This window comes from Actinoplanes sp. NPDC051388 (genome assembly GCF_055586225.1).
In genome coordinates, this window is record NZ_JBVJIP010000013.1 from 150,080 (window position 1) to 170,753 (window position 20,674).

At 70.3% G+C, this 20,674-nt stretch carries 14 protein-coding genes; 2 read left to right on the top strand and 12 right to left on the bottom strand.

The genetic code is table 11. The features are described 5' to 3' along the window. Positions 1 to 125: 125 nt before the first annotated feature. The 5 genes from ggt to ACZ6TI_RS30120 are packed head-to-tail and all read right to left on the bottom strand — an operon-like array spanning position 126 to position 10,266. Complete coding sequence (gene ggt, locus ACZ6TI_RS30100) at positions 126 to 1,910, bottom strand: gamma-glutamyltransferase (RefSeq protein ID WP_465348536.1); 1,785 nt, start codon at positions 1,908 to 1,910, stop codon at positions 126 to 128. A gap of 50 nt (positions 1,911 to 1,960) precedes the next feature. Beyond that, positions 1,961 to 3,901 carry an ABC transporter ATP-binding protein gene (locus tag ACZ6TI_RS30105; RefSeq protein ID WP_465348537.1) on the bottom strand — a complete coding sequence of 647 codons (1,941 nt, stop codon included), beginning with the start codon at positions 3,899 to 3,901 and terminating at the stop codon, positions 1,961 to 1,963. Next, positions 3,898 to 5,649 (bottom strand): ABC transporter ATP-binding protein, encoded by a 1,752-nt coding sequence (locus tag ACZ6TI_RS30110; protein ID WP_465348538.1) that lies wholly within the window; start codon positions 5,647 to 5,649, stop codon positions 3,898 to 3,900. The genes ACZ6TI_RS30105 and ACZ6TI_RS30110 overlap by 4 nt, the downstream gene beginning before the upstream one ends. Positions 5,650 to 5,697: 48 nt before the next feature. Further along, positions 5,698 to 7,131 (bottom strand): alpha/beta hydrolase, encoded by a 1,434-nt coding sequence (locus tag ACZ6TI_RS30115; protein ID WP_465348539.1) that lies wholly within the window; start codon positions 7,129 to 7,131, stop codon positions 5,698 to 5,700. Positions 7,132 to 7,188: 57 nt separating this feature from the next. Further along, positions 7,189 to 10,266, bottom strand: coding sequence for a M14 family metallopeptidase (locus ACZ6TI_RS30120; protein ID WP_465348540.1), 3,078 nt, complete (start codon positions 10,264 to 10,266; stop codon positions 7,189 to 7,191). A gap of 144 nt (positions 10,267 to 10,410) precedes the next feature. Here ACZ6TI_RS30120 and ACZ6TI_RS30125 point away from each other — a divergent pair, with 144 nt between their 5' ends. Further along, on the top strand, positions 10,411 to 11,535 hold the full coding sequence (locus ACZ6TI_RS30125) for a PQQ-dependent sugar dehydrogenase (RefSeq protein ID WP_465348541.1): 1,125 nt from the start codon (positions 10,411 to 10,413) through the stop codon (positions 11,533 to 11,535). 42 nt (positions 11,536 to 11,577) lie between these two features. Here the strand turns inward: ACZ6TI_RS30125 and ACZ6TI_RS30130 are convergent, their stop codons facing one another. The 5 genes from ACZ6TI_RS30130 to ACZ6TI_RS30150 all read right to left on the bottom strand — a co-directional run bounded on the left by ACZ6TI_RS30130 (position 11,578) and on the right by ACZ6TI_RS30150 (position 17,888). Next, positions 11,578 to 11,826 (bottom strand): hypothetical protein, encoded by a 249-nt coding sequence (locus ACZ6TI_RS30130; RefSeq protein ID WP_465348542.1) that lies wholly within the window; start codon positions 11,824 to 11,826, stop codon positions 11,578 to 11,580. Positions 11,827 to 11,930: 104 nt separating this feature from the next. Further along, on the bottom strand, positions 11,931 to 12,257 hold the full coding sequence (locus ACZ6TI_RS30135) for a hypothetical protein (RefSeq protein WP_465348543.1): 327 nt from the start codon (positions 12,255 to 12,257) through the stop codon (positions 11,931 to 11,933). Positions 12,258 to 12,268: 11 nt separating this feature from the next. After that, positions 12,269 to 13,930 carry a sodium:solute symporter family protein gene (locus ACZ6TI_RS30140; protein ID WP_465348669.1) on the bottom strand — a complete coding sequence of 554 codons (1,662 nt, stop codon included), beginning with the start codon at positions 13,928 to 13,930 and terminating at the stop codon, positions 12,269 to 12,271. Between the two features lie 82 nt (positions 13,931 to 14,012). Then, positions 14,013 to 17,201: an NACHT domain-containing protein gene (locus tag ACZ6TI_RS30145; RefSeq protein WP_465348544.1), complete on the bottom strand. Its 3,189-nt coding sequence runs from the start codon at positions 17,199 to 17,201 to the stop codon at positions 14,013 to 14,015. Positions 17,202 to 17,222: 21 nt separating this feature from the next. Further along, positions 17,223 to 17,888, bottom strand: coding sequence for a TetR/AcrR family transcriptional regulator (locus ACZ6TI_RS30150; protein ID WP_465348545.1), 666 nt, complete (start codon positions 17,886 to 17,888; stop codon positions 17,223 to 17,225). 85 nt (positions 17,889 to 17,973) lie between these two features. Here ACZ6TI_RS30150 and ACZ6TI_RS30155 point away from each other — a divergent pair, with 85 nt between their 5' ends. Then, positions 17,974 to 19,161 carry an FAD-dependent monooxygenase gene (locus tag ACZ6TI_RS30155; protein WP_465348546.1) on the top strand — a complete coding sequence of 396 codons (1,188 nt, stop codon included), beginning with the start codon at positions 17,974 to 17,976 and terminating at the stop codon, positions 19,159 to 19,161. Here ACZ6TI_RS30155 and ACZ6TI_RS30160 read toward each other — a convergent pair. Together ACZ6TI_RS30160 and ACZ6TI_RS30165 are read right to left on the bottom strand one after the other, a co-directional pair. Next, positions 19,130 to 19,786 carry an HAD family hydrolase gene (locus ACZ6TI_RS30160; RefSeq protein ID WP_465348547.1) on the bottom strand — a complete coding sequence of 219 codons (657 nt, stop codon included), beginning with the start codon at positions 19,784 to 19,786 and terminating at the stop codon, positions 19,130 to 19,132. The two genes, ACZ6TI_RS30155 and ACZ6TI_RS30160, sit on opposite strands and share 32 nt — an antisense overlap. Beyond that, positions 19,783 to 20,655, bottom strand: coding sequence for an LLM class F420-dependent oxidoreductase (locus ACZ6TI_RS30165; protein WP_465348548.1), 873 nt, complete (start codon positions 20,653 to 20,655; stop codon positions 19,783 to 19,785). The genes ACZ6TI_RS30160 and ACZ6TI_RS30165 overlap by 4 nt, the downstream gene beginning before the upstream one ends. Positions 20,656 to 20,674: the final 19 nt, after the last annotated feature.

Sequence of the window (20,674 nt, forward strand, 5' to 3'; positions counted from 1 at the left end):
TCGACTTTTTGGGGGCGGCGGGGGTGGTGGGCGCGGGCGCGCGGACCCTCGCCCCCCCTTGTGGTGCGTAACAGGGAACCCCCGGCCAGTGCGGCGGCGCCGGAGCGCCGCCGCACGGAACGTGATCAGCGCGGGAACTCGACCGCGGCGGCGCCGCCGCCTCGGCGGGACGGCTCGGCCGAGGAGATGACCCGGCCGTTGCGGCCGAACTCGATCGCCGTGGCCGCCCCGAGCTCCGCGATGGGCGGCTGGAAGGCGTGTCCGCGCGCCTCCAGTTCCTCCCCGTAGGCCGCGATGAACGCCGGCTCGGCCTGCACGGCGGCCGAGTTGCGCTGCGATGCCCGCGGGGTGGCCATCGCCTCGGCCAGCGGCATGCCCCGGTCGATCCGGTTGACGATCATCTGCAGCACGGTCGTGATGATGGTCGCGCCGCCGGGCGAGCCGAGCGCCAGGAACGGCTTGCCGTCCTTCAGCACGATCGTCGGGGACATCGAGCTGCGCGGGCGCTTGTTCGGGCCGGGCAGGTTCGGGTCCTTCGCCGCGCCCTGCGTACCGGTGAAGTTGAAGTCCGTCAGCTCGTTGTTGAGGATGAAGCCGCGGCCCGGCACGACCATGCCGTTGCCGCCGGTCGCCTCGATGGTGAAGGTGTATTCGACGATGTTGCCCCACTTGTCGGAGACGGTGAGGTTGGTCGTGCTCTGGCCCTCCTCGACCTTGCCGCCGACCGCGGCCGGGGTGCAGCCGCGCGCGGTGATGTCACCCGGCGGCACCGGCTTGACCAGCGCCTGGTCGGGGTCGATCTGGCAGGCGCGCTGCCGGGCCCAGCCGTCGCTGATCAGCCGGTCCAGCTGCCACTGCGGCGTCTTGTCGCCGACGTAGCGGTTGCGGTCGGCGAAGGAGAGCGCGGTCGCCTCCAGATATTGGTGCAGCACGTCGGTGTCCGAGGACAGCTCCGCCCGCTCGATGATGTTCAGCGCCTCGCCGACCGCGGTGCCGCCGCTGGACGGCTTGGACATGCCGTAGACCGTGTAGCCCTTGTAGTCCGACTTCGTCGGAGCGGGATTGCGCACCCGATAGTTGGCCAGGTCGGACAGTCGCAGGTCGGCGCCGCGCACCTCGTAGGGCCAGGTGCCGATCGGGTCGGCCGAGAGCGGCGGCTCCTGCACCGTGCGCACGATGTCGCGCGCGACCGCGCCGCGGTAGAGGACGTCGGTGCCCTGGCGGGCGATCAGCCGGTAGGTCGCGCCGAGATCGGGGTTCTTCTGGATCGAGCCGACCGCGGGCGGCGCGCCGCCGGGCAGGTAGAGGTCGCTGGTCGAGTCGAACCGCCCGAAGACGTTCAGGTTGTCGGCGACCTGCTGGCGGAAGGTGGCGTCCACCGGGAAGCCGTCCTCGGCGACCCGGGCGCCGGGCTGCAGCAGCCTGCTCAGCGGCTGGCTGCCCCAGCGCCGGGTGGCCGCCTCCCAGGTGGCCAGGGTGCCGGGCACGCCGGCCGAGAGGCCGCTCACCCGGGCCTCGTCGAAGGCGTACGGCTGGCCGGTCGCCGGGTTGACGAACCACTGCTCGGTGGCCGACGCGGGCGCGGCCTCGCGGCCGTCGATGGTGTGCACCTTGCGGCTCTTGGCGTCGTAGTAGACGAAGAAGCCGCCGCCGCCGATGCCGGCCGAGAACGGCTCGGTCACGCCGAGGGTGGCGGCCGCGGCGACCGCGGCGTCCACCGCGTTGCCGCCCTTGCGCAGCACGTCGATGCCGACCTGGGTGGCGATCGCGTCGACGGTCGAGACGGCGCCACCGTAACCGCGGGCGGTGGGGACCTTGACCGGATCCCGGGTGGGGGCGGCCGAGGCCGGGCTCGGCAGCAGGCACAGCGCCGCGGCTGCGGCCACCGCCGTGAAACGTCGGAACGTCATCGGTCCTCCGGGTGCAGATGAAGCAGGCAGAGTGGACGGTCCGTTCCTGCCTACCGGTAGTCGGCCGGTGGCACAACCGGAGCGGCCCATGTCGCGTACAACGCCGCATATGCGCCCCCGGCGGCGACCAGTTCGGCGTGCGTGCCGGTCTCCAGGATGCGACGGTCGTCGATGACGATGATCCGGTCGGCGCGCATCGCGGTGGAGAGCCGGTGTGCCACCAGGATCGCCGTGCGCCCCTCGAGCAGGGTCTCCAGCGCCGCCTCCACCCGCAGCTCCGTGCGCAGGTCGAGGCTCGAGGTCGCCTCGTCGAGCACCACCACCCGCGGCTCGGCGAGGAATGCCCGGGCCAGCGCGAGCAGCTGCCGCTCGCCGGAGGAGACCGACTGCCCGCGCTCGTGCAGCAGGGTGTCCAGGCCGTCCGGCGCGCGTTCCACCAGGTCGCGCAGCCCGACCGCGTCGACCGCGGCCCACACGTCGGCCTCCGGCGCGTCCGGCCGGGCGAAGGCGATGTTGTCGCGCAGCGTGCCGGCGAACAGGAACGGCTCCTGCGGCACCACGCCGATCTGCCGCCGCAGCGACGCCAGCGTGACGTCGCGCAGGTCGTGCCCGTCGATTCGGATCGCGCCGCCGGTCGGGTCGTAGAACCGGGTCACCAGCTTGGCCAGCGTCGACTTGCCGGCGCCGGTCGGCCCGACGCAGGCCACCGTCTCCCCCGCCCGCACGGTCAGCGACACGTGTTCCAGCACCGGCCGCTCGGAAAGGTAGGAGAACGACACGTCGTCGAAGACGATCTCGCCGCGCACCGCCGGCAACAGAGCCGCGCGCGGTTTCTCCAAAACGGAGGGCGCCCGGCCCAGCAGCCCGTTGATCTTGCCGATCGCGGCCCGCGCCTGCTGATATTGCGTGTAGAGCTGCACCAGCTGCTGCACCGGCTGGAAGAACGCGTTGAGATAGAGCACGAAGGCGGTCAGCTCGCCGATGGTCAGCGTGCCGCGCAGCACCATCCGGCCGCCGACCCAGAGCATCACCGCCATCGCGAGCAGGCCGATCACCGACGTGCCGGGGCCGTAGACCGCGTTGATCCGGCCAGTGCCGTCGTTCGCGTCGCGGTACTCGCCGACCACCTCGCGGTGCGCCAGCACGTTGCGCTCCTGCCGGTTGTGCGCGGTGACCACCCGGATGCCGTTCAGGCTCTCGGACAGGTCGGCGAACATCGCGGCGATGGCGTCGCGCTGGCGGTCGTAGCCGCGGTCGGCGGCGTGCCGGAACCAGAGCGAGGCGGCGGCCAGCGGCGGCACGGTCAGGGCCAGGGTGAGCAGCGCCAGCCCGGCGTCGTAATGGAACAGCACCGCGGTGACCAGGACCATGGTGAGCGCCTGGATCAGGAACTGCGCGAAGCCGTCCTGCAGCAGGCTCTGCAGCGACTCCACGTCCGAGGTCATCCGCGTCATGGTCACGCCGGCCTTCTCCGACGTGTAGTAGTCGAGCGACTGCCGCTGCAGGTGCGCGAAGATGCGGATCCGCAGGTCGCGGGTGGCGGACGCGGCGAGCCGCCCGGTCTGCCGCATCCGGACCGTGGTGGCCACGCCGGTCAGCACCACCGCCGCGGCGAACGCACTGGTCGCGAGGACCAGCACGCGCAGATCGCGGTCGCCGATGCCGTGGTCGATGCCGACCTGCACCAGATAGGGCCCGGCCTGCAGCAGCACGGTCTCCACGAACACCGCGAGCGCGGCCGCGACGAGCAGGCCGCGGCGCCGCACGAGCAGCCGGAACAGCGTGATCCGGCCGCCGGTGTCGCCCACCGGGTCGTAGTCGACATGCACTTTCCCCAGTGCGGGCTCGCGAGCTTCGAGTGCCGCGACTCCTTCGGCGACATCAGCGGGGACGCCGGAGAACTTGAGCCCGTTGCCCTTGCGCCCGGCCGCGCCCATCGACGGGCGGCCGCCCTGCGCGAACCCGCCGAAACCGCCGCCGAAGATGCTCATGCGGCGGCCGCCAGCACGCGTCCGTACCGCGGCTCGGTGGCCAGCAGCGACGAGTGGGTGCCGTCCGCGACCACGCGACCGCCGGAGACCAGCACCACCCGGTCGGCGAGCGCGATGGTGGAGAGCCGATGCGCGACGATCAGCGTGGTGCGGCCCTCCATCGCCGTGCGCAAGGCCTCGTGGATCTGTTGCTCGACCGCCACGTCGACCGCGCTGGTGGCGTCGTCGAGGACCAGCACCGGCGGGTCGAGCAGCAGCGCGCGGGCGATCGCGATGCGCTGCCGCTGGCCGCCGGAGAGCGTGTAGCCGCGTTCGCCGACCACGGTGTCGAAGCCCTCCGGCAGGTGCTCGACGAACTCGCCGGCGCCGGCCGCATCGGCCGCGGCGATCACTTCCGCGCGGCTCGCGTCCGGGCGGCCGTACGCGATGTTGTCGTGGATCGAGAGCGAGAACAGGAACGGCTCGTCCGGCACGATGCCCACCTGGGTGCGCAGGCCGGACAGCCGCAGCGTGCGGACATCGTGCCCGGCGATGGTCACCCGCCCGGCGGTGACGTCGTAGAACCGGGCCAGCAGCCGGCCCAGCGTCGACTTGCCGGAGCCGGTGGCGCCGACCACGGCGACGGTCTCGCCGGCCCGCACGGTCAGGTCCAGGCCGTCCAGGGCCACGGTCCCGTTCGGGTACGCGAACCGCACGCCCTCGAACCGCACCTCACCCCGCAGGTCGGCGTCCACCGGATGCGGCGGATCGACGACCTCGCTGCCGGTGTCCAGGATTTCGTAGATCCGACCGGCCGACGCGGACGCCCGCTGACCCATCATGATCATCATGCCGAGCATCCGGAACGGCGGCTGCAGCATCAGCACGTAGGAGTTGAACGCGACGATCGTGCCCACCGTGGTGTGCCCGTCGATCACCATGATCCCGCCGATCAGCAGCACCAGCGCCAGCCCGAGCCGCGGCAGGTTGTCCAGCAGCGGGTTCCACCGGCTGCGGATCCGGGCGTCCTGCAGATAGGCCCAGCGGATCTGGTCCGCCGACTCGGCCAGCGCGTCGAGCTGCCGCCCCTCGGCCGCGAACGCCTTGACGATCCGGACGCCCTGGATGTTCTCGTCCACCACCGTGGCCAGCCGGGCCAACCGCGACTGGATCAGCCAGGAGACCGGATGGATCGCCTTGCGCATGCCGACCCCGAGCAGCCCGATGATCGGCATGATGGCCATCGCGACGATCGCCAGCGGCACGTTGATGGTCAGCATCAGCCCGAACGCCACCACCGCGATCAGGCACTGCACCAGGATCGACGGCCCGAACGCCAGGTACATCTGCACCGCCCGGATGTCCGAGCTCGACCGGGACATCAGCTCGCCGGACTGCACTCGGTCGTAGAAGCCGAACGGCATCCGGGCCAGGTGCGCGTAGACGATGTTGCGCAGGTCGTACTCGATCTCGTAGGCCGTGCGCAGCAGGTAGAGCCGGGCCAGGAAGTTGATCAGGCCCTGGCCGACCGCGAGCGCGACGATCCACCAGACATACGGACCCAGCGCCGAGGTGCGGGCCACGATCGCGTCGTCGATGCCGCGCCGCACCACGTCGGGGATCTGCACCTGCACGACCAGCCCGAGGAAGGACAGCCCGAGCGACGAGAGCAGCAGCGCGCGGTGCGCCTTGACCAGCGGATAGGCCCGGCGGAGCCAGGTCTTGCGGGTGTCCGGATCGATGGACGCCTTCGGTGCCCGCCGACTCACCCGCCCACCTCCCGCTCGTTAGCCAGGCTAACAATACGCTTCCGCGGGTCAGCCGACCCCGAACTGGTCGGGGATCACACCCGGGCAGGCGGCGGCCGGGCGCGGCCGGGTGAGGTCGATCAGGAAACGGTCGACCGCGGCGGTGGTGCACGGCGAGCGGCCGTAGGACACGTGACCCCAGCCGTTGTAGGTGACCAGGGCGGCGGCCGGGCCGAGCTGGGCGGCGGTGCGCTGGGCCCAGACATACGGCGTGGCCGGGTCGTGCCGGGAGGCGAGCAGCAGGGTGGGGACGCGGGCCGGCCGCAGTGCCCGTTGCGGGTTGACCGGGGCTTCGCGCCGGCCGAGACAGGCGGCGACCGCGCCTAGGGCCAGCGGCGAGGCCGGCATCTGGGGCGCCCGGGACCGCGCCTCGGCCAGGCGGCGGGTGTAGCCCGCGTACCCGTCGACCGGCAGGTCCCAGTCGGCGCAGAAGACCGCCGGGAAGCTGTTCTCGATCTCGGCCGATTTTCGGCCGCTCGGCGCGATGGCCTCCTTGATGAAGTACGCCAGCGAGTACCACTGCGGGTCGTAGAACGAGGAGAACGCGACGCCGAGCAGGTCGAAGACGTCCAGCTTGGCGGGCGGGTGGTACGGGTCGGCGAGGGTGCCGCGGGCCGCCCGGGCGAGCAGCGCCGCCCACAGCGCGCGCACGTCGCGGCCGTGCAGGGCGCAGGTGCGATAGCGGGCACACCAGTTGACGAACTGGTCGAAGCCGTCCTGCGCGGCCGCCGTGCCGTCGCCCAGGAAGCGGTCGGTGTCCGCGCTGTGGTCCATCACGCTGTCCAGCACGAGCGCGTGCACCCGGCGGGGGAACTTCTCGGCGTATTGCGCGCCGAGCAGGGTGCCGTAGGACGCGCCGTAGAAGCTGATCCGCTCCTCCCTCAGCGCCCGGCGCAGGCGTTCGACGTCGCGCACCACGCTGATCGTGTCGGCGTGCCGATAGATCGGGCCGGTCCGCTTGGCGCAGTCCTTCGACAGCCTGCGGTGATGGGCGACCAGGGCGGCGTACCCGTCGGGGGTGGAGACCAGGGGCGAGGGCTCGGCGTCGACCAGCGACTTCGTGCAGAGCACCGGCGCGCTGCGGCCGACCCCGCGCGGGTCGAAGCCGACGATGTCGAAGCGGGCGCGCACCTCGGCGCTGAAGAAGGACCCCGCGTCCAGGGCGAGATCGACGCCGCTGCCGCCGGGACCGCCGGGGTTGACCACCAGCGTGCCGATCCGGCGGGCCGGCTGGGTGGCCGGCCGCCGGGCGATCGAGATGCCGACCTTGACGCCGTCCCGGTCGTCGATCGGCACCCGCAGCGTCGTGCACTGCGCGGTCCGGTCATCGACGCACGGCGCCCACCGCAACGTCGGAGCCTTCGCTTCCACGGGCGGGGAGAGAACGAGAAGGGAGGCCAGAAACGCCGCCAGGATGGGCCGGGTGTGTCGCACCCGGCCCATCCTGGGGCACGAGACCTGCCGATACCGGCAGAAACTCGCTTTACCGCACGTAAAGGGCTACTTCACCCCGAGGTGCCGGAACGCCTTCCGCACGAACTCGTTGCGGTCGGCCGGAGCCAGCCCCTCCAGGCCGAAGCCCAGGAAGACCGAGTCCGAGGTGGTGGTGACGGCGCCGTTGTCGAACGCCTTCTGGCTGCGCGACCAGTCGTTGGCGTTGCCACCGGTGCCGGGCGGCGGCCCGGCGACGGTCCAGCCGCCGAGGTCGGTCTCGAACGACGTCTGCGCCGCGACCGCCCCGCCGACCTCGACGCGCACGTCGTCGAGGAAGACGCCGAGGCCCTGGGTGCCCCAGTCGGACATGTAGGTGATCGACACCTCGACCTGCTGACCGGCGTACGCCGACAGGTCCGCGTCGAACTCCTTCCATCCGCTGCTGGTGCCGGTGGCCGCGTTCCAGGTGCCGGTGGTGCCGGTCGCCGAGCAGTCCTCGCCCTGGTAGTGCAGCAGGAACGGGTGCAGCTCGGAGATGCCGGACTGGCAGCTGTCGCCGGTGCCGGTCTGGGTGAGGCCGTTGGCGTCCGGCAGCGTGGTCCAGTCGTCGCTGCCCACCGGGTGCGCCTCGACGAACATGTAGTCCCAGTCCGTCTCGGTGTCGAACGAGGTGCGGAACTTCAGGTGGCCGGCGGTCGCCGAGGTCAGGTCGACCGTCTTGGTGAGCCGCTTGTACGACGCGTCCGCCTGCCCGCTCCACAGATACCAGTCGCCGTCGTACGGGTCGTACGGCGCCGCCCCCGGCGAGTCCCAGTCGACCGGCGCGGCGCTCGCGAACTGCGGGAACTGCGCCGGCGGCAGGAAGCTCGAGGTGGACAGGAAGGAACCGGTGTGGTTCTGGTTGGCCGCCGAGCCGGGAGCGTTCAGCGTGGCGCTGAAGCCCTCGAAGCGGCCGTCCGTGCCGGTCAGCGGGAACGGCGTGCCGGTAGCGTCCGTGCCACCGTTGTCCACATATGCGAACGCGCCCAGCCAGTACTGCTGGAAGTCGTTGAACAGCGGCAGACATGTGGCGTCGGTGCTGACCGGGCACTCCGGGCCCGGGTTGGGCTGGTAGACGTACTGCCCGTTGGCGGCGTTGGCGAAGCCGGCGTACTTGCCGCCGTAGATCAGCTTGCCGCCCTCGTTCAGGTAGTCGCGGACCGCGAGCTCGGTCTGCCAGGCGTTGCGCGAGGCGGTGCCCGCCGTCTGGGTGGTGGCGCGCGGGATGATGTCGTCGCCGGTCTCCCAGACGACGGCCTTGTAATGCGACAGGACGCCCAGCGGGTGCGGCGCCGCGCGGCCGTTGCGGTCCATGTCGTAGACGTCGGCGCTCAGGCCGGCCGCCTCGATCGCGGCCACATGCTCGTCGGCATAACGAGCGCCGGTGGCGCCGTCGGCGTTGGCCGGCGAGATGCCGGTGACGTCCTCCGCCGCGAGCACCAGCACGTCGCCGCCGATGTCGCCGGCCACCGTGTAGGTGAACGGCTCGCTCGGCTGCCCGCCGGTCGCGGTGAACCACACCGTCACCCGGTCGCCCGGCTTCTGCCCGCGGACCGTGCCGCGGAACTCGGCGAAGTACTTGTCGTGCGTGTCGCCGTACTTCTCACCGCCGTCCCACCGGACGACCGCGCCGGTGCGCTCGGCGCCGTTATTGATCTTGTAGTGCAGCACCTTGTCCTTGAGCTTGCGCTCGGCCAGCACGGCCACCGTCTGGGTCGTGCCGTAGGAGACGGTGAAGGGGTCGGCCTGCAGATCGGGTGCGGTGCGGCCGACCACGGACACCGGGTTGGCCGGGTCCTTGGCGGACTGCGCGACGGAGAGCGCGAACGGGATGTTCTTCTCGAACTCGGCCTGAATCAGGCCCTCGTCGTCCGGGAAGTTGAAGCCGCTCTGGCAGTCCGCCGGGTCCCACTGGTCGTCCGGGTCGATCGCCGACGCGGTCTGGCAGGTGGTCATCTCCGGCGTGAAGCCGATGGTGCCGAACCGGACCTGCGCGTGCGTGTCGGTGTCGCCGTTGGTGGTGTAGAGCTCGGCCGAGATGTCCGGGTCGTAGCCGGCGATCGCCGGGTTCGCGTCGTCACCGGCCATCGCGATGCTGATCTGGTCGTCCGGGCTGATCGTGTCCACCTGCCAGCCGATGCCGTAGAGCAGCAGTTCGGCGGCGGAGTGGTAGTTCACGAAGAACTCGAAACCGATCTTCTGGAACAGCTTGTTCAGCGCCAGCGTCTCGGGCTCGGAGTTCGGCCCCGGGCCGCGATAGGTCTCGTCGGCGGGGTCCTCCGCCGAGCCCTCGTTGTCGTAGGCCCACTTCTCCGCGAAGTTGCGGTTCAGGTCGACACCGTCGCCGGCGGTGATCTGCCCGTCCCCGTTGTTGTCGCGCAGGTTCTTGCGCCACAACCGGTTGTCCTCGTCGGCGAAGGTGAAGTCGTAACCGTCCGGGTTGGCCACCGGCAGGATCCAGACCTCGGTGGTGTCGAGGAGCTGGGTGATCGCCGGGTCGGTGCCGTAGCCGTCCACGTAGTAGTGCATCAGGCGGCGGTTCATCTCCGGCGTGATCCACTCGCGAGCGTGCTGTGCGCCCGCATAGAGCACCGACGGCCGCACGCCGTCCGGCACGTTGCGCGCGCCCTTGGTCAGCTTGATGGCCTGGATCGGCACTCCCCGCGTGGTGGTGCCGAGCGTGACCAGCTTCGCGATCTGCGGGTGCCGGGCCGCGGTCGCGGCCAGTTCGTCGCGCAGACCGCCGGGTGCGTTGTAGGGCCGGAACACGGTGGGCGCGGCCGCGGCCTGCCTGCGCATCGCGGTGCTCACCGCCTTGGCCTTCAGGGGTACGCCCGCGGCGACGAGTCGTTCCGCCTGCCGGGCGCCGAGGATCGTCTCCACCACCACCTGGCCGCCGGCCGGTGGGCTGATGGTGCTCTCGTGGCTGTCGATGCCGGCCGCCCGCAGCTTCTCGAGCTGGGCGCCGTTCAAGGTGCCGGTGTATACCCCGAGGGTGTCCGCGGTGGCAGCGGGTGCCGCCAGGGCGGCCGGTCCGGGAGCGATCGCTGTGACCGCGCAGAGGAGCGTCACTGCTCCGGCGGTGACCCAGCGTCTGGATCTCATGATTTAAGGCCTCCGATGGGTGGGAAGGTCGTGAGTGGACCCTTCCGGCAGGTGGGAGGCGGTGTCAATCATTCATCCGGTTGTATATGTCAAGATCAGATAACAGGGGTCGGATCCCCGGAACGCCGTGGCACCGTTGAGACCATGAAACGCCGTGGAATCGCGATGTTGCTGGCCGGAGGCACGATGCTGGCGGCGGCGGGCTGCTCGGGCGACGAACCGGACGCGGCACAGCCTCCGGCCCCGTCGTTCTCGGCGACGCCCTCCACCGCGGCGCCCACGTCGGCGGCGCCCGCCCCGACCGGCGCCCCCGATCTCGACGCCGATCCGGAGACCCTCGCCACCGGCGTCGACGTGCCATGGGGCTTGGCCTTCCTGCCGGACGGTAGCGCACTGGTTGCGGAACGCGACAAGGCCGACATCATTCAGATCACGCCCGGTTCTGGCAAACGAGTCGCCTACCGGGTGCCCGGCGTCGACCCGTCCGGCGAGGGCGGCCTGCTCGGTCTCGCGCTGGCCCGGGACTACCCGCGGACCCGCTGGGTCTACGCGTACATCACCGCGGACGAGGACAACCGGATCGTCCGCTTCCAGCTCGGCAGCCAGGACCGGCCCGAGGTGATCTTCGAGGGCCTCGCCAAGGCCGGGAACCACAACGGCGGCCGGATCGCGTTCGGCCCGGACGGCATGCTCTACGTGGGCACCGGCGACGCCGCCGAACCGCCTCGCTCGCAGGACCAGGAGAGCCCCAACGGCAAGATCCTGCGGCTCACCCCGGAGGGCGAGCCCGCGCCCGGCAACCCGCGGGCCGGCTCGCCGGTCTGGACCTCGGGGCACCGCAACGTGCAGGGTCTGGCCTGGGCGGCCGACGGCGCGATGTACGCGACCGAGTTCGGCCAGAACCGCCTCGACGAGGTGAACCGCATCGAGCGCGGCAAGAACTACGGCTGGCCCGAAGTCGAGGGCGACGAGCGCGGCGACCCGGGCTTCCAGAGCCCGCTGGTCACCTGGGCCACGTCCGAGGCGTCACCGTCGGGTGCGGCGATCGCCGGCGACACGATGTACGTCGCGGCGCTGCGCGGACAGCGGCTGTGGACCGTGCCGCTGAACGGCGGCGAGCCCGAGGCGCACTTCACCGAGAAGTGGGGCCGGCTGCGCACGGTCGCCGTCGCACCGGACGGCGCCCTGTGGCTGACCACGTCGAACACCGACCGGGACGAGAACGTCCGGGACGGCGACGACCGGGTCCTGCGGTTCCCCGCCCGCTGAGCGGCGGACAGGCTGACCCCCGGGACGGGGAACCGCAGGAGGCTAATTGGCCGGCGGCAGTTGCGGCAGCTGGCTGATCGCGGTGGCGTAGTGGGAGACCTGCCGGCCGTTCGGCACCACGCCGAAACTGCGGAGCTGGTCCTGGATGGCCTGCTTGACGACGTCCTCGGACTGACCGCGGTGCGTCTGCATGACCTTGTTGACGACGTAGTCGACGCGGAGCTGCATCTGCCAGCCGGCGGTGCGTGGACCGCCGGTGGTCGAGAAGCTGACGGAGGCGAGGGGTTCCATGCCACGAGTATCGGCAAGCGGCGCGGGACTGGAACGTTCGAGGGGCGCTGCAACCCGACTGCACCCGGGTCGCACCGCCCTCTCCATCAAACGGACGAACCCGGCTAGTGCGAAGGCGGACGATCCTCCGCCTCGGCCAGTTCTTCGGCGGTCGGCGGCCGGGTCGGCCGCAGGTGCTGCCAGGCCAGGAAGAACCCGCCCAGGGCCAGCATCGACAGGCCCATCCACAGGTTGATCCGCACGCCCTGCGCCTTGTCGATCTCGGCGTCGTTGTCGAAGATCCCGAGCAGGGCGACGATCACGCCGTACACCACGAACAGCAAACCGATCACCCGGCGTACGTCGAACAGCTTGGCCGCGGCCGAGCGCTTCTCCAGCTCCTCGCCGCCGGCGAGCAGCTCGTCGTCGGGGCGGTTGGTCTCGTCGGTCATCACAGACTCCTTTACCAGACCGGGATGTAGAGGACGAACGCCAGCACGACGGCGATGGTGCCGAGCAGGACCGGGTTACGCCACCAGACCCGGTCCGCGGTCATCACGGCGTGGACCGAGGTGTCCGTGCCGGCCAGGCCGTAGACCAGGCCGCGCAGCTCGTCCTCCGGCTTGGCCCGGGTGAACAGGGTGACCACGATCGCCACCAGCACCGCGGTGCCGAACGCCAGGCCGGCGCCCCAGAAGCTCTCCTCCAGGTCGGAGTTGAACTTGACCACGTCGCCCAGGTAGAGCAGGTAGAGCGTGAGCGAGGACAGGGTGCCGAGCAGCAGCGACCAGAACCCGGCCGCCGGGGACATCCGCTTCCAGAACATGCCGACGATGAAGGTGGCGAACAGCGGCGCGTTGAAGAGGGAGAAGAGAGCCTGGATGTAGTTCATGATGTTGCTGAAGCCGGCCGCGATGAACGCGGTGCCGATGCCCACGATCACGCCGCCGACCGTGGCCCAGCGCCCGACCCGCAGGTAGTAATCGTCGCTGCGGTCCTTGCGGATGTACGACTGCCAGATGTCATAGGTGAAGACCGTGTTGAAGCCGCTGACGTTGGCCGCCATGCCGGCCATGAACGAGGCGAGCAGACCGGTCACCGCCACGCCCAGCACACCGTTCGGCAGCAGGTCGTTCATCAGGATCGGGATCGCGTTGTTGTAGACCAGGTCGCCGGACTCGGCGCCCAGTCCCTTGACGGTGACCAGCGCGATCAGGCCGGGCACCACGGTGATCACCGGAATCAGCAGCTTGGGGAAGGCGCCGATGATCGGGGTGCGCCGGGCCGCGCTCATGTCCTTGGCGCTCAGCGCCCGCTGCACCTCGGCGAAGTTGGTGGTCCAGTAGCCGAAGGACAGCACGAACCCGAGGCCGAAGATGATGCCGATCCAGTTCGCGCCCAGCGGGTTGTCCGAGTTCCCGGTGTTCGACCAGGTGTGCAGCGCGGCCTCACCGAGCTGACTGCTCTGCACCGCGTCGACCAGGCCGTTCACCCCGCCCACCTTGATCAGCCCGATGATGGTGATCGGGATCAGGCCGGCCAGGATCACGAAGAACTGCAGCACCTCGTTGTAGATCGCCGAGGACAGGCCACCGATGCTGATGTACGTGAGCACGATCGCCGCGCCCAGCACGATCGACACCCACAGCGGCCAGCCCAGCAACGCGTCCAGGATCAACGCGAGCGCATAGAGGTTCACGCCCGCGATCAACACCTGGGCGACCGCGAAACTGATCGCGTTCAGCAGGTGCGTGGACCGGTTGAAGCGCAGCCGCAGGAATTCGGGGACACTGCGCACCTTGGAGCCGTAGTAGAACGGCATCATCACGATGCCCAGGAACACCATGGCGGGCACGGCGCCGATCCAGTAGTAGTGCAGGGTCATCAGGCCGTACTGAGCTCCGTTGGCGGCCATGCCGAGGATCTCGAGTGCGCCCAGGTTGGCGGAGACGAAGGCCAGGCCGGTCACCCACGCGGGCATCGATCGCCCGGAGAGGAAGAAGTCGGCGCTGGTCTTGATCGCTCTTCGGGCGGCGAACCCGATGCCGAGCACGAAGGCGAAATAGATCGCCACAATCAGGTAGTCGAAGACATCGAGATCGAGCCGTAGGCCTTCCGCGGCGATCAGATCCACAGGACACCTCCAGAGGGTTCGGAAACCGCTCTACCCCTGGTGAAGATCTTTCACACCTGCGAAACGAGCAGGCTCAATCCTCGAAACGAGCGCCCGCCAGCAACAGCCCTTCCACCATCTCCGGCGCGAGCGTGGACGCCCGCAAGAACGTCGCCCCGACCAGCTTGTCGTCGACCGACTCGAACCAGAGCCGCTCCCCCGTGGCAGCGTCATGCACGGAGATCAAGCCGGAGTCCGAGCTCACCCCGAGCCAGGCTCCATCGCTCGAGAACGCCAAACCGTTGACACCCAGCGGCATCGGCCGACTCCAGAGCAGAGTGGGGTCTCCGCGTCGCCAGGCCCGAACGCTTTCCGACGTCCCGACCGCGACGACATCGGCGGCGGCGCTGAAGTCGACCTGCTCCACGACTTCCTCGGGAGTGCCGATCGACCACGACCACGGCCCGCCGGGCAACTGAACGTGAACTGTCGTCTCGGCGGTGTCCCGGCCTGGTGTGCTGTCCCAGCTGATGAGGGACTTGGCTCTCTGGAGCGCCAACCAACCGACGTCCTCGATCACCTCGGGCGCGGCCACGCCCGGTCGCCACCCACCGCCTGCGTGCCGCGAGCACCGCATGACGGTCTCATCCACCCGATAGACCAGGTCATCCCCGCGAAACCCGAGGAATTCGACCTGCTTGCGGCTTCGCAACAGAGAGATGTCGAACCCGATGAGCGCGCCGAACCTTGCCGACTTGAAGTCCGTGCGCAGGAACTCGCCGCCAGTCAGATCGGCGCCGGAGAGGTCTGCGCGGGAGAGGTCCACGGTCACCCGATCATTCCACGATCCCAGGCTTTCAAAACTGACCCCGGATAGATCAGCGCCGGACAGGTCGACGCAGACATCGCCGAGCAGGCCCAGCACCCACCCGCCGAATCCGCCCAACTCGCCATGGGGCACGCCTCTGGTCCCTTTGAACAGATCGGCGATCCGAGGCGCCCGGCTGGGGCAGGCAGCGACCATGGTGCACAGGAAGCTCATCACCGGTTCGGTCACCCACCGGTCGCCACCTTTGGCGATCTCGGCGACCGGGCGGGGAGAAAACCGGGACAGCGGCGCGAGCCGCCCATCTCGGTCGCGTTGGCGGAAGTGCTCGGACCACTGCCGGGCCTCTGCGGTCTCGTCCGGACCGAACGGTTCGAGAAACTCCCCGTCCAGCAAGCCCAATTCGGCCGCCATTCTCATGGCGACGAAGAACTCGAGCAGCGACTTGTGGGCGGGGCTGTAGTCGCCATCGTTGTTGCGGATCAGCATGGTCTGCGTCCGCATGTCGTTCTGCCAGTGGTCCAGGTCCTTCTGCGTCTCGACGGCCGAACCGAAGCAAGCCCGCAATCGATCCGGGAACTCCCGATAATTCATGCTCAGGACCTCGTTCGAGAGCATCTGCCAGGACAACTCGCACAGGAAGTACATCTTCTCCGGGAGCGTCGTGAAGGTGCGCTCGTCTTGGATGTCTCGGGTCATCTTGTTGCGGACCGCATAGAGGTAGACCCGGGCCAGGTCCACCTTTGCGCCGGCCTCGATGTCCGGCAGCGCCGCCAGCACCAGGTCCGACATCACCGGGCGGCGCATCAGATCCAGCAGGGTCTCGTCCGCGGTCACCAGGTCGACGGTCGGCTCGTCGGTGAGCTTGCTCAGGACGAGGCGCACCTGGTCGTCGTCGAAGGGCAGCAGGTCGACCACCTCGAAGCGCGGCGCCTCCCGGGTGATCCGCGCCGCCGCGTCTTTGATCTTTGCGCTGAGCAGGTCGTGGCTCTCGCGGGCGTCGGGGAAATGCTCGGTGCGGCAGCTCAGCAGGACCTTGGCACCGGGCTCGACGACCGTCGCCAGCTCCCAGAAGTTGTTGACCATCGCCTGGCGGTCCACCCGCGCGGCCATCTCGTCGAAGCCGTCGAAGATCAGCAGCAGCCGGCCCATGCGGTTGAGCTGCTGGAACACCGAATAACCGCCGGGCAGGATCTCGTGCTTGCGGAAGAAGAACTCGGAGAACAGCGACTGCACGGTGACCGCCTTGGCATAGTCGCGCAGCGGGACCACCAGCGGCAGCCGCGGGCGTGGCGCCCCGCGCTTCTTCGCCTCGCGCCACAACTGCGCGGTCTTCCAGGCGTATTGCAGGGCGAACCAGGTCTTGCCGGTGCCGAACTCGCCCAGGATCGAGAGGTGTTCCTTGGCCGGGTCCTCGATCCAGCTGTCGACATAGGCGTCCAGCCCGCCGTCCCGCCAGCCGTAGACGCTCTGCCCCACCGTCTGTGTGAAGGACGGGTCGTATTCGTTCTTGCGGCAGGACAGCGGGACGTTGCGCTCGTCGATGCGCAGCCGGCCGGCCTCCTCGGCGAGCCAGTCGATGTAGGGCTCGAAGTCGGCGTTCTCGTCGATCAGCTCGTCGAACGTGTAACAGACGATCTCCGCCGACGCAGCCTCGGCGGCCGCACGGGCGGCTTTGCTGACCCGGCGCGGCGCGATCGCCCAGCCTTCGACCGCGTTCTCGGCCGCCACGTGTCCTTCGACCCGGGCGATGAGCGAGGTTTGCAGCTCCGCGCCGGTGCCGAGCACCAGGATGCGCTCGAACCGGCCGCGCCGGGCCGGCACGAGGACCAGCCAGACGAACACGTCGCCGTCGTCGAGCAGGGTCTTCTCGACCCGGTAGCCGACCGCCTGGAACCAGTCGGCGGTGTCCGCGGCCAGCCGTTGCGCCGGAGTCAACTCGGCCCGGGTCGGCTCCAGCTGCTGGCGGTGCTCCTCCTCCTTGACCCGGGTCTCACCGACGATGCGCAGCACCTCGTCGAGCTTCTGCTCGAGGCGTGCATCGGACGGCTCCCGACTCCAGGTCACCCGGCCGTCGAAACGCGCGGAGAAGGCGTGCACCTCGGCGATCGCGTCGTAGGGCAGGTGGCCGAACTCGCCCGTCTCGCGGTTGCGCTCGATCGCCGTCTCGACCTCGCGGTGCAGCCGCTCCTGGCCGCCGTCCTCGTAGAACCGCGCATAGGCCGCCCGCACGTGTTCGTCGCGGAACAGCAGGAGAAGCGGCTCAGGGCGGCCGTAGAGCTGGTCGATCAGGGTGTGCGCATAAAGGCTCGGGAAGTCCTTCGGCGGGACGGCCGGGTCGAGCTTGATCTTGCGCTGGGCGGCGATGACCAGCTCGGATCGCTTGGCCGCGTCGACCGCCGGGCCGGCCGCCGCCTTGAGCAGCAGACCGAACGCCGACTCCACAATGCCCGTCACGATGGACAGTGGACCACGGCCCTACGACAACTCCGCGCCGCGTTGTGCGATCAGGACCGACAGGCCGTCCAGGATCCGCGAAAGGCCGAACTCGAAAGCCTGATCGGCTTCACCGGCCGCGACGTCCGCCAGGGCCGCGGACAGGGCCGGGAACCGAGCCGCGTGCTCGGCCAGCGCCGCCACGATGCCACCCTCCGAGAACTGGGCCGCGGCCTGGGACGCCAGCGAGCGGGCGTGGCCGGCCAGGACGGCGATCGTGTCCAGCCGCTCGGCGCCGTTCAGCGGCAGGCCGTCCAGCGCGGCCAGGGCCACCTCGGTCCAGGCCAGCTCGTTCGGGCCGAGGGGGCGCGCGCCGATGGTCGCCGGGAGCGTCCACGGGTGGTCGAGGAAGCCGTGCAGGAGCGCGGAGGTCCAGGCGGTGAGGGCGGCGCGCCAGTCCGTGGACGGCAGGGTGGGTGGGCTGCCCAGGGCCTGTTCGACCATCAGGGCGACCAGGTCCGCCTTGCCGGGCAGATACCTGTACAGGGCCATCTTCGTGCAGCCCAGGTCGGTCGCCACACGCTGCATCGAGACCGCGGCCAGGCCCTCGGCCGAAGCGATCGCGATGCCGGCGGCGGCGATGCCGTCCAGGGTCAACGACGGCTTCGGGCCGCGCGACGGTGACCGCTGCTCGCCCCACAGAACCATCGGACCCCCTTGCGCCGGAACGGAACTGTCTCTACCGTACACAGAAATTAATGGTTTCCGGCGGACACAGTTAGGTGGGGTCAGCATGGACGTCTTGATCTCGGGGATGGGCATCGCCGGGCCGGCGCTGGCCGGGTGGCTCGGACGGCTCGGGCATCGGGCGACGGTCGTGGAGATCGCGCCGGCGTTGCGCACCGGGGGCAGCGCCGTGGACTTCCGCGGGCCGCTGCATCTGGGGCTGCTGCGGCGCCTGGGCGTCCTCGACGCGCTCCGGGCGGTGCAGACCGGCGGCACGGCGATGCGCTTCGAGGACGCGGACGGGCGGCGGCTGATGGAGATGCCGGCCGACTTCGCCGGAGGCGAGCTCGAGGTGCGGCGCGGCGACCTGTCGCGGGTGCTGTGCGACGCGGCCGCGGAGACCACCGAGTTCCGGTTCGGGGACAGCATCGCGGCGATGGGCGAGACACCGTCCGGTGTGGACGTCACGTTCCGCGGTGGGCTGCGGCGCACCTTCGATCTCGTGGTGGGCGCCGACGGTGTGCACTCCCACGTGCGCCGGCTCAGCCAGGGGCCGGAGGAGAGGTTCGTGAAACATCTCGGCTACTACGTGGCCGGCTGGGACGTGCCGGACGAGTGGAGCCTGGATCAGCACTGGCGGGCCTTCAACGCACCCGGCCGGATGGTCAGCGTGCACGGCAACGGCGAGCGGGCGAACGTCCTGGTGGCCTTCCGGTCACCGCGGCTGGATCACGACCGGCACGACACGGCCGCGCAGCGGCGGATCATCACCGACCGGTTCGGCGGCCTGGGCTGGCTGACGCCGCGGCTGCTCGACGGGTTGCCCGCCGCGGCCGACCTCTATCTCGACCAGATCTGCCGGGTGGACGTGCCACAGTGGAGTCGCGGCCGGGTGGCGCTGATCGGCGACGCCGCGGCCGGCGCCACGATCGGCGGCCAGGGCAGCGGCACCGCGCTGGTGCAGGCCTATGCCCTGGCCGGTGAGCTGGCGCTGGCCGGCGGCGACCACCGGGTGGCGTTCCCGGCCTACGAGCGGCGGCTCCGAAAATTCGCCACCGGCACCCAGAAGGGCGGCGACACCACCGGGCGGTTCCTCGCCCCGCGCCGGGCCTACGGCATCCGGATGCGCAACGCGCTGCACAACCAGCGGTGGTTCCTGGCGCTGACCATGAAGATCGCCGCCGACCGCAGCACCGGCGTGGAGCTGCCGGACTACGAGGCGCTCAGCGCAGCTTCGCCAGCGCCTCGTCGGTGAGCTCGGCCAGCGAGCGCACCACCAGATCGGCCTGCTCCAGCGCGTCCTCCGCGGGCGGATAGACGCCGTGCGGCACGCACACCACCGCCATGCCGGCCGCGGCGGCCGAGCGCAACCCGTTGCTGGAGTCCTCGATCGCGGCGCACGCCGCGGGCGCGAACCCGAGCCGCTCGGCCGCGGCCAGATAGACGTCCGGCGCCGGCTTGCCCCTCGGCACCTCCTCGGTGGACAGGGTCAGCCGGAACACGTCGGTGAGCTCGGCGGTGGCCAGCACCTGGTCGATCAGGATGCGGGCGGACGAGCTGGCCAGCGCCACCGGCCAGGTCGCCGCGATCCGCCGGACCGCGTCCACCGCGCCGGGGATGAGCGGCAGCTCCGAGCGATACTGCTCGGCCATCCGGCCGAGCACCGCGTCCGCCACCTGCTGCGGCGGCAGCCCGACGCCGACGTCCTCGGAGAGGTGCCGGGACCACTCGGCGGTGCTCATCCCCATCATCCGGTTCTGGGTGTCCGGCAGGAACTCGCGGCCGTGCTCCGCGACGTATCCCCGCCGGACCTCCTCCCAGACCTCTTCGGAGTCGATGATGACGCCGTCCAGGTCGAAGACGACCGCCTCGATCGTCACAGCTGCTCGGCGGCGGGAACGATCTCCTTCTGGAAGATCTCGAACTGCGCCGTGTCATGCGCGTTGCGCACGCCGCCGTGCACCACGGTGAACCCGAGCCCGGCGAAGCGCTCGAGGTCCGCGAGGATGTCCGGCACCCGCGCGCCCTTCTCCCCCAGGTCGAAGTTGTAGATCACGGTCTTCTGGATCTCGTCGTAGTCGCGGCCCACGTCGGCGCAGTGCTGCCGCAGCACGTCGAGCTTGCGGTCGATGTCCGGCACCGGGAACAGGTTGCACGCGTCCGCGTATTGCGCGACCAGGCGCAACGTCTTCTTCTCGCCGCCGCCACCGATCAGGATCGGCGGGCGCGGCTTGCTGAGCGGCAGCGGCGAGTTGAGCAGCCGGCCGAGCTGGTAGTGCTTGCCGTCGAACGGCGACTCGTCGCCGGCGAACATCCGGGTGCAGATCTGCAGCGCCTCCTCGAGCCGCTCGAAGCGCTCGGCGGTGGGCGGGAAGAGCAGGCCCAGGCCGCGCGACTCCTCCTCGTTCCAGGCCGCGCCGATGCCCAGCATGGCCCGGCCGCCGGAGAGCACGTCGAGCGTGGTGACCGCCTTGGCGAGCAGTCCCGGATCGCGATAGACCACGCCGGTGACCAGGGTCAGCAGCTTGGCCCGTTTGGTGTGCGCGGCCAGGAAACCCAGGGCGGTGTACGCCTCGAGCATCTCGTGCTCGGGTGGCCCGATCACCGCGATCTGCCACAGGTGGTCCATCACGCTGATCCGTTCGAACCCGGCCTCGTCAGCGGCGGTGGCGATCCCCGCGAGCGTGGCGCCGAGCTTCGGCGCACCGTCCGGCCAGGTGAAGTTCGAAATGTGCAGGCCAAGTTTCACGGCCACGTCCCTTCGACAC

Coding starts and splice junctions, on each gene's coding strand:
- ggt (WP_465348536.1), bottom strand. CDS start 1,910: ATGACGTTCCGACGTTTCACGGCGGTGGCCGCAGCCGCGGCGCTGTGC.
- ACZ6TI_RS30105 (WP_465348537.1), bottom strand. CDS start 3,901: ATGAGCATCTTCGGCGGCGGTTTCGGCGGGTTCGCGCAGGGCGGCCGC.
- ACZ6TI_RS30115 (WP_465348539.1), bottom strand. CDS start 7,131: ATGGGCCGGGTGCGACACACCCGGCCCATCCTGGCGGCGTTTCTGGCC.
- ACZ6TI_RS30120 (WP_465348540.1), bottom strand. CDS start 10,266: ATGAGATCCAGACGCTGGGTCACCGCCGGAGCAGTGACGCTCCTCTGC.
- ACZ6TI_RS30125 (WP_465348541.1), top strand. CDS start 10,411: ATGAAACGCCGTGGAATCGCGATGTTGCTGGCCGGAGGCACGATGCTG.
- ACZ6TI_RS30130 (WP_465348542.1), bottom strand. CDS start 11,826: ATGGAACCCCTCGCCTCCGTCAGCTTCTCGACCACCGGCGGTCCACGC.
- ACZ6TI_RS30135 (WP_465348543.1), bottom strand. CDS start 12,257: ATGACCGACGAGACCAACCGCCCCGACGACGAGCTGCTCGCCGGCGGC.
- ACZ6TI_RS30150 (WP_465348545.1), bottom strand. CDS start 17,888: ATGGTTCTGTGGGGCGAGCAGCGGTCACCGTCGCGCGGCCCGAAGCCG.
- ACZ6TI_RS30155 (WP_465348546.1), top strand. CDS start 17,974: ATGGACGTCTTGATCTCGGGGATGGGCATCGCCGGGCCGGCGCTGGCC.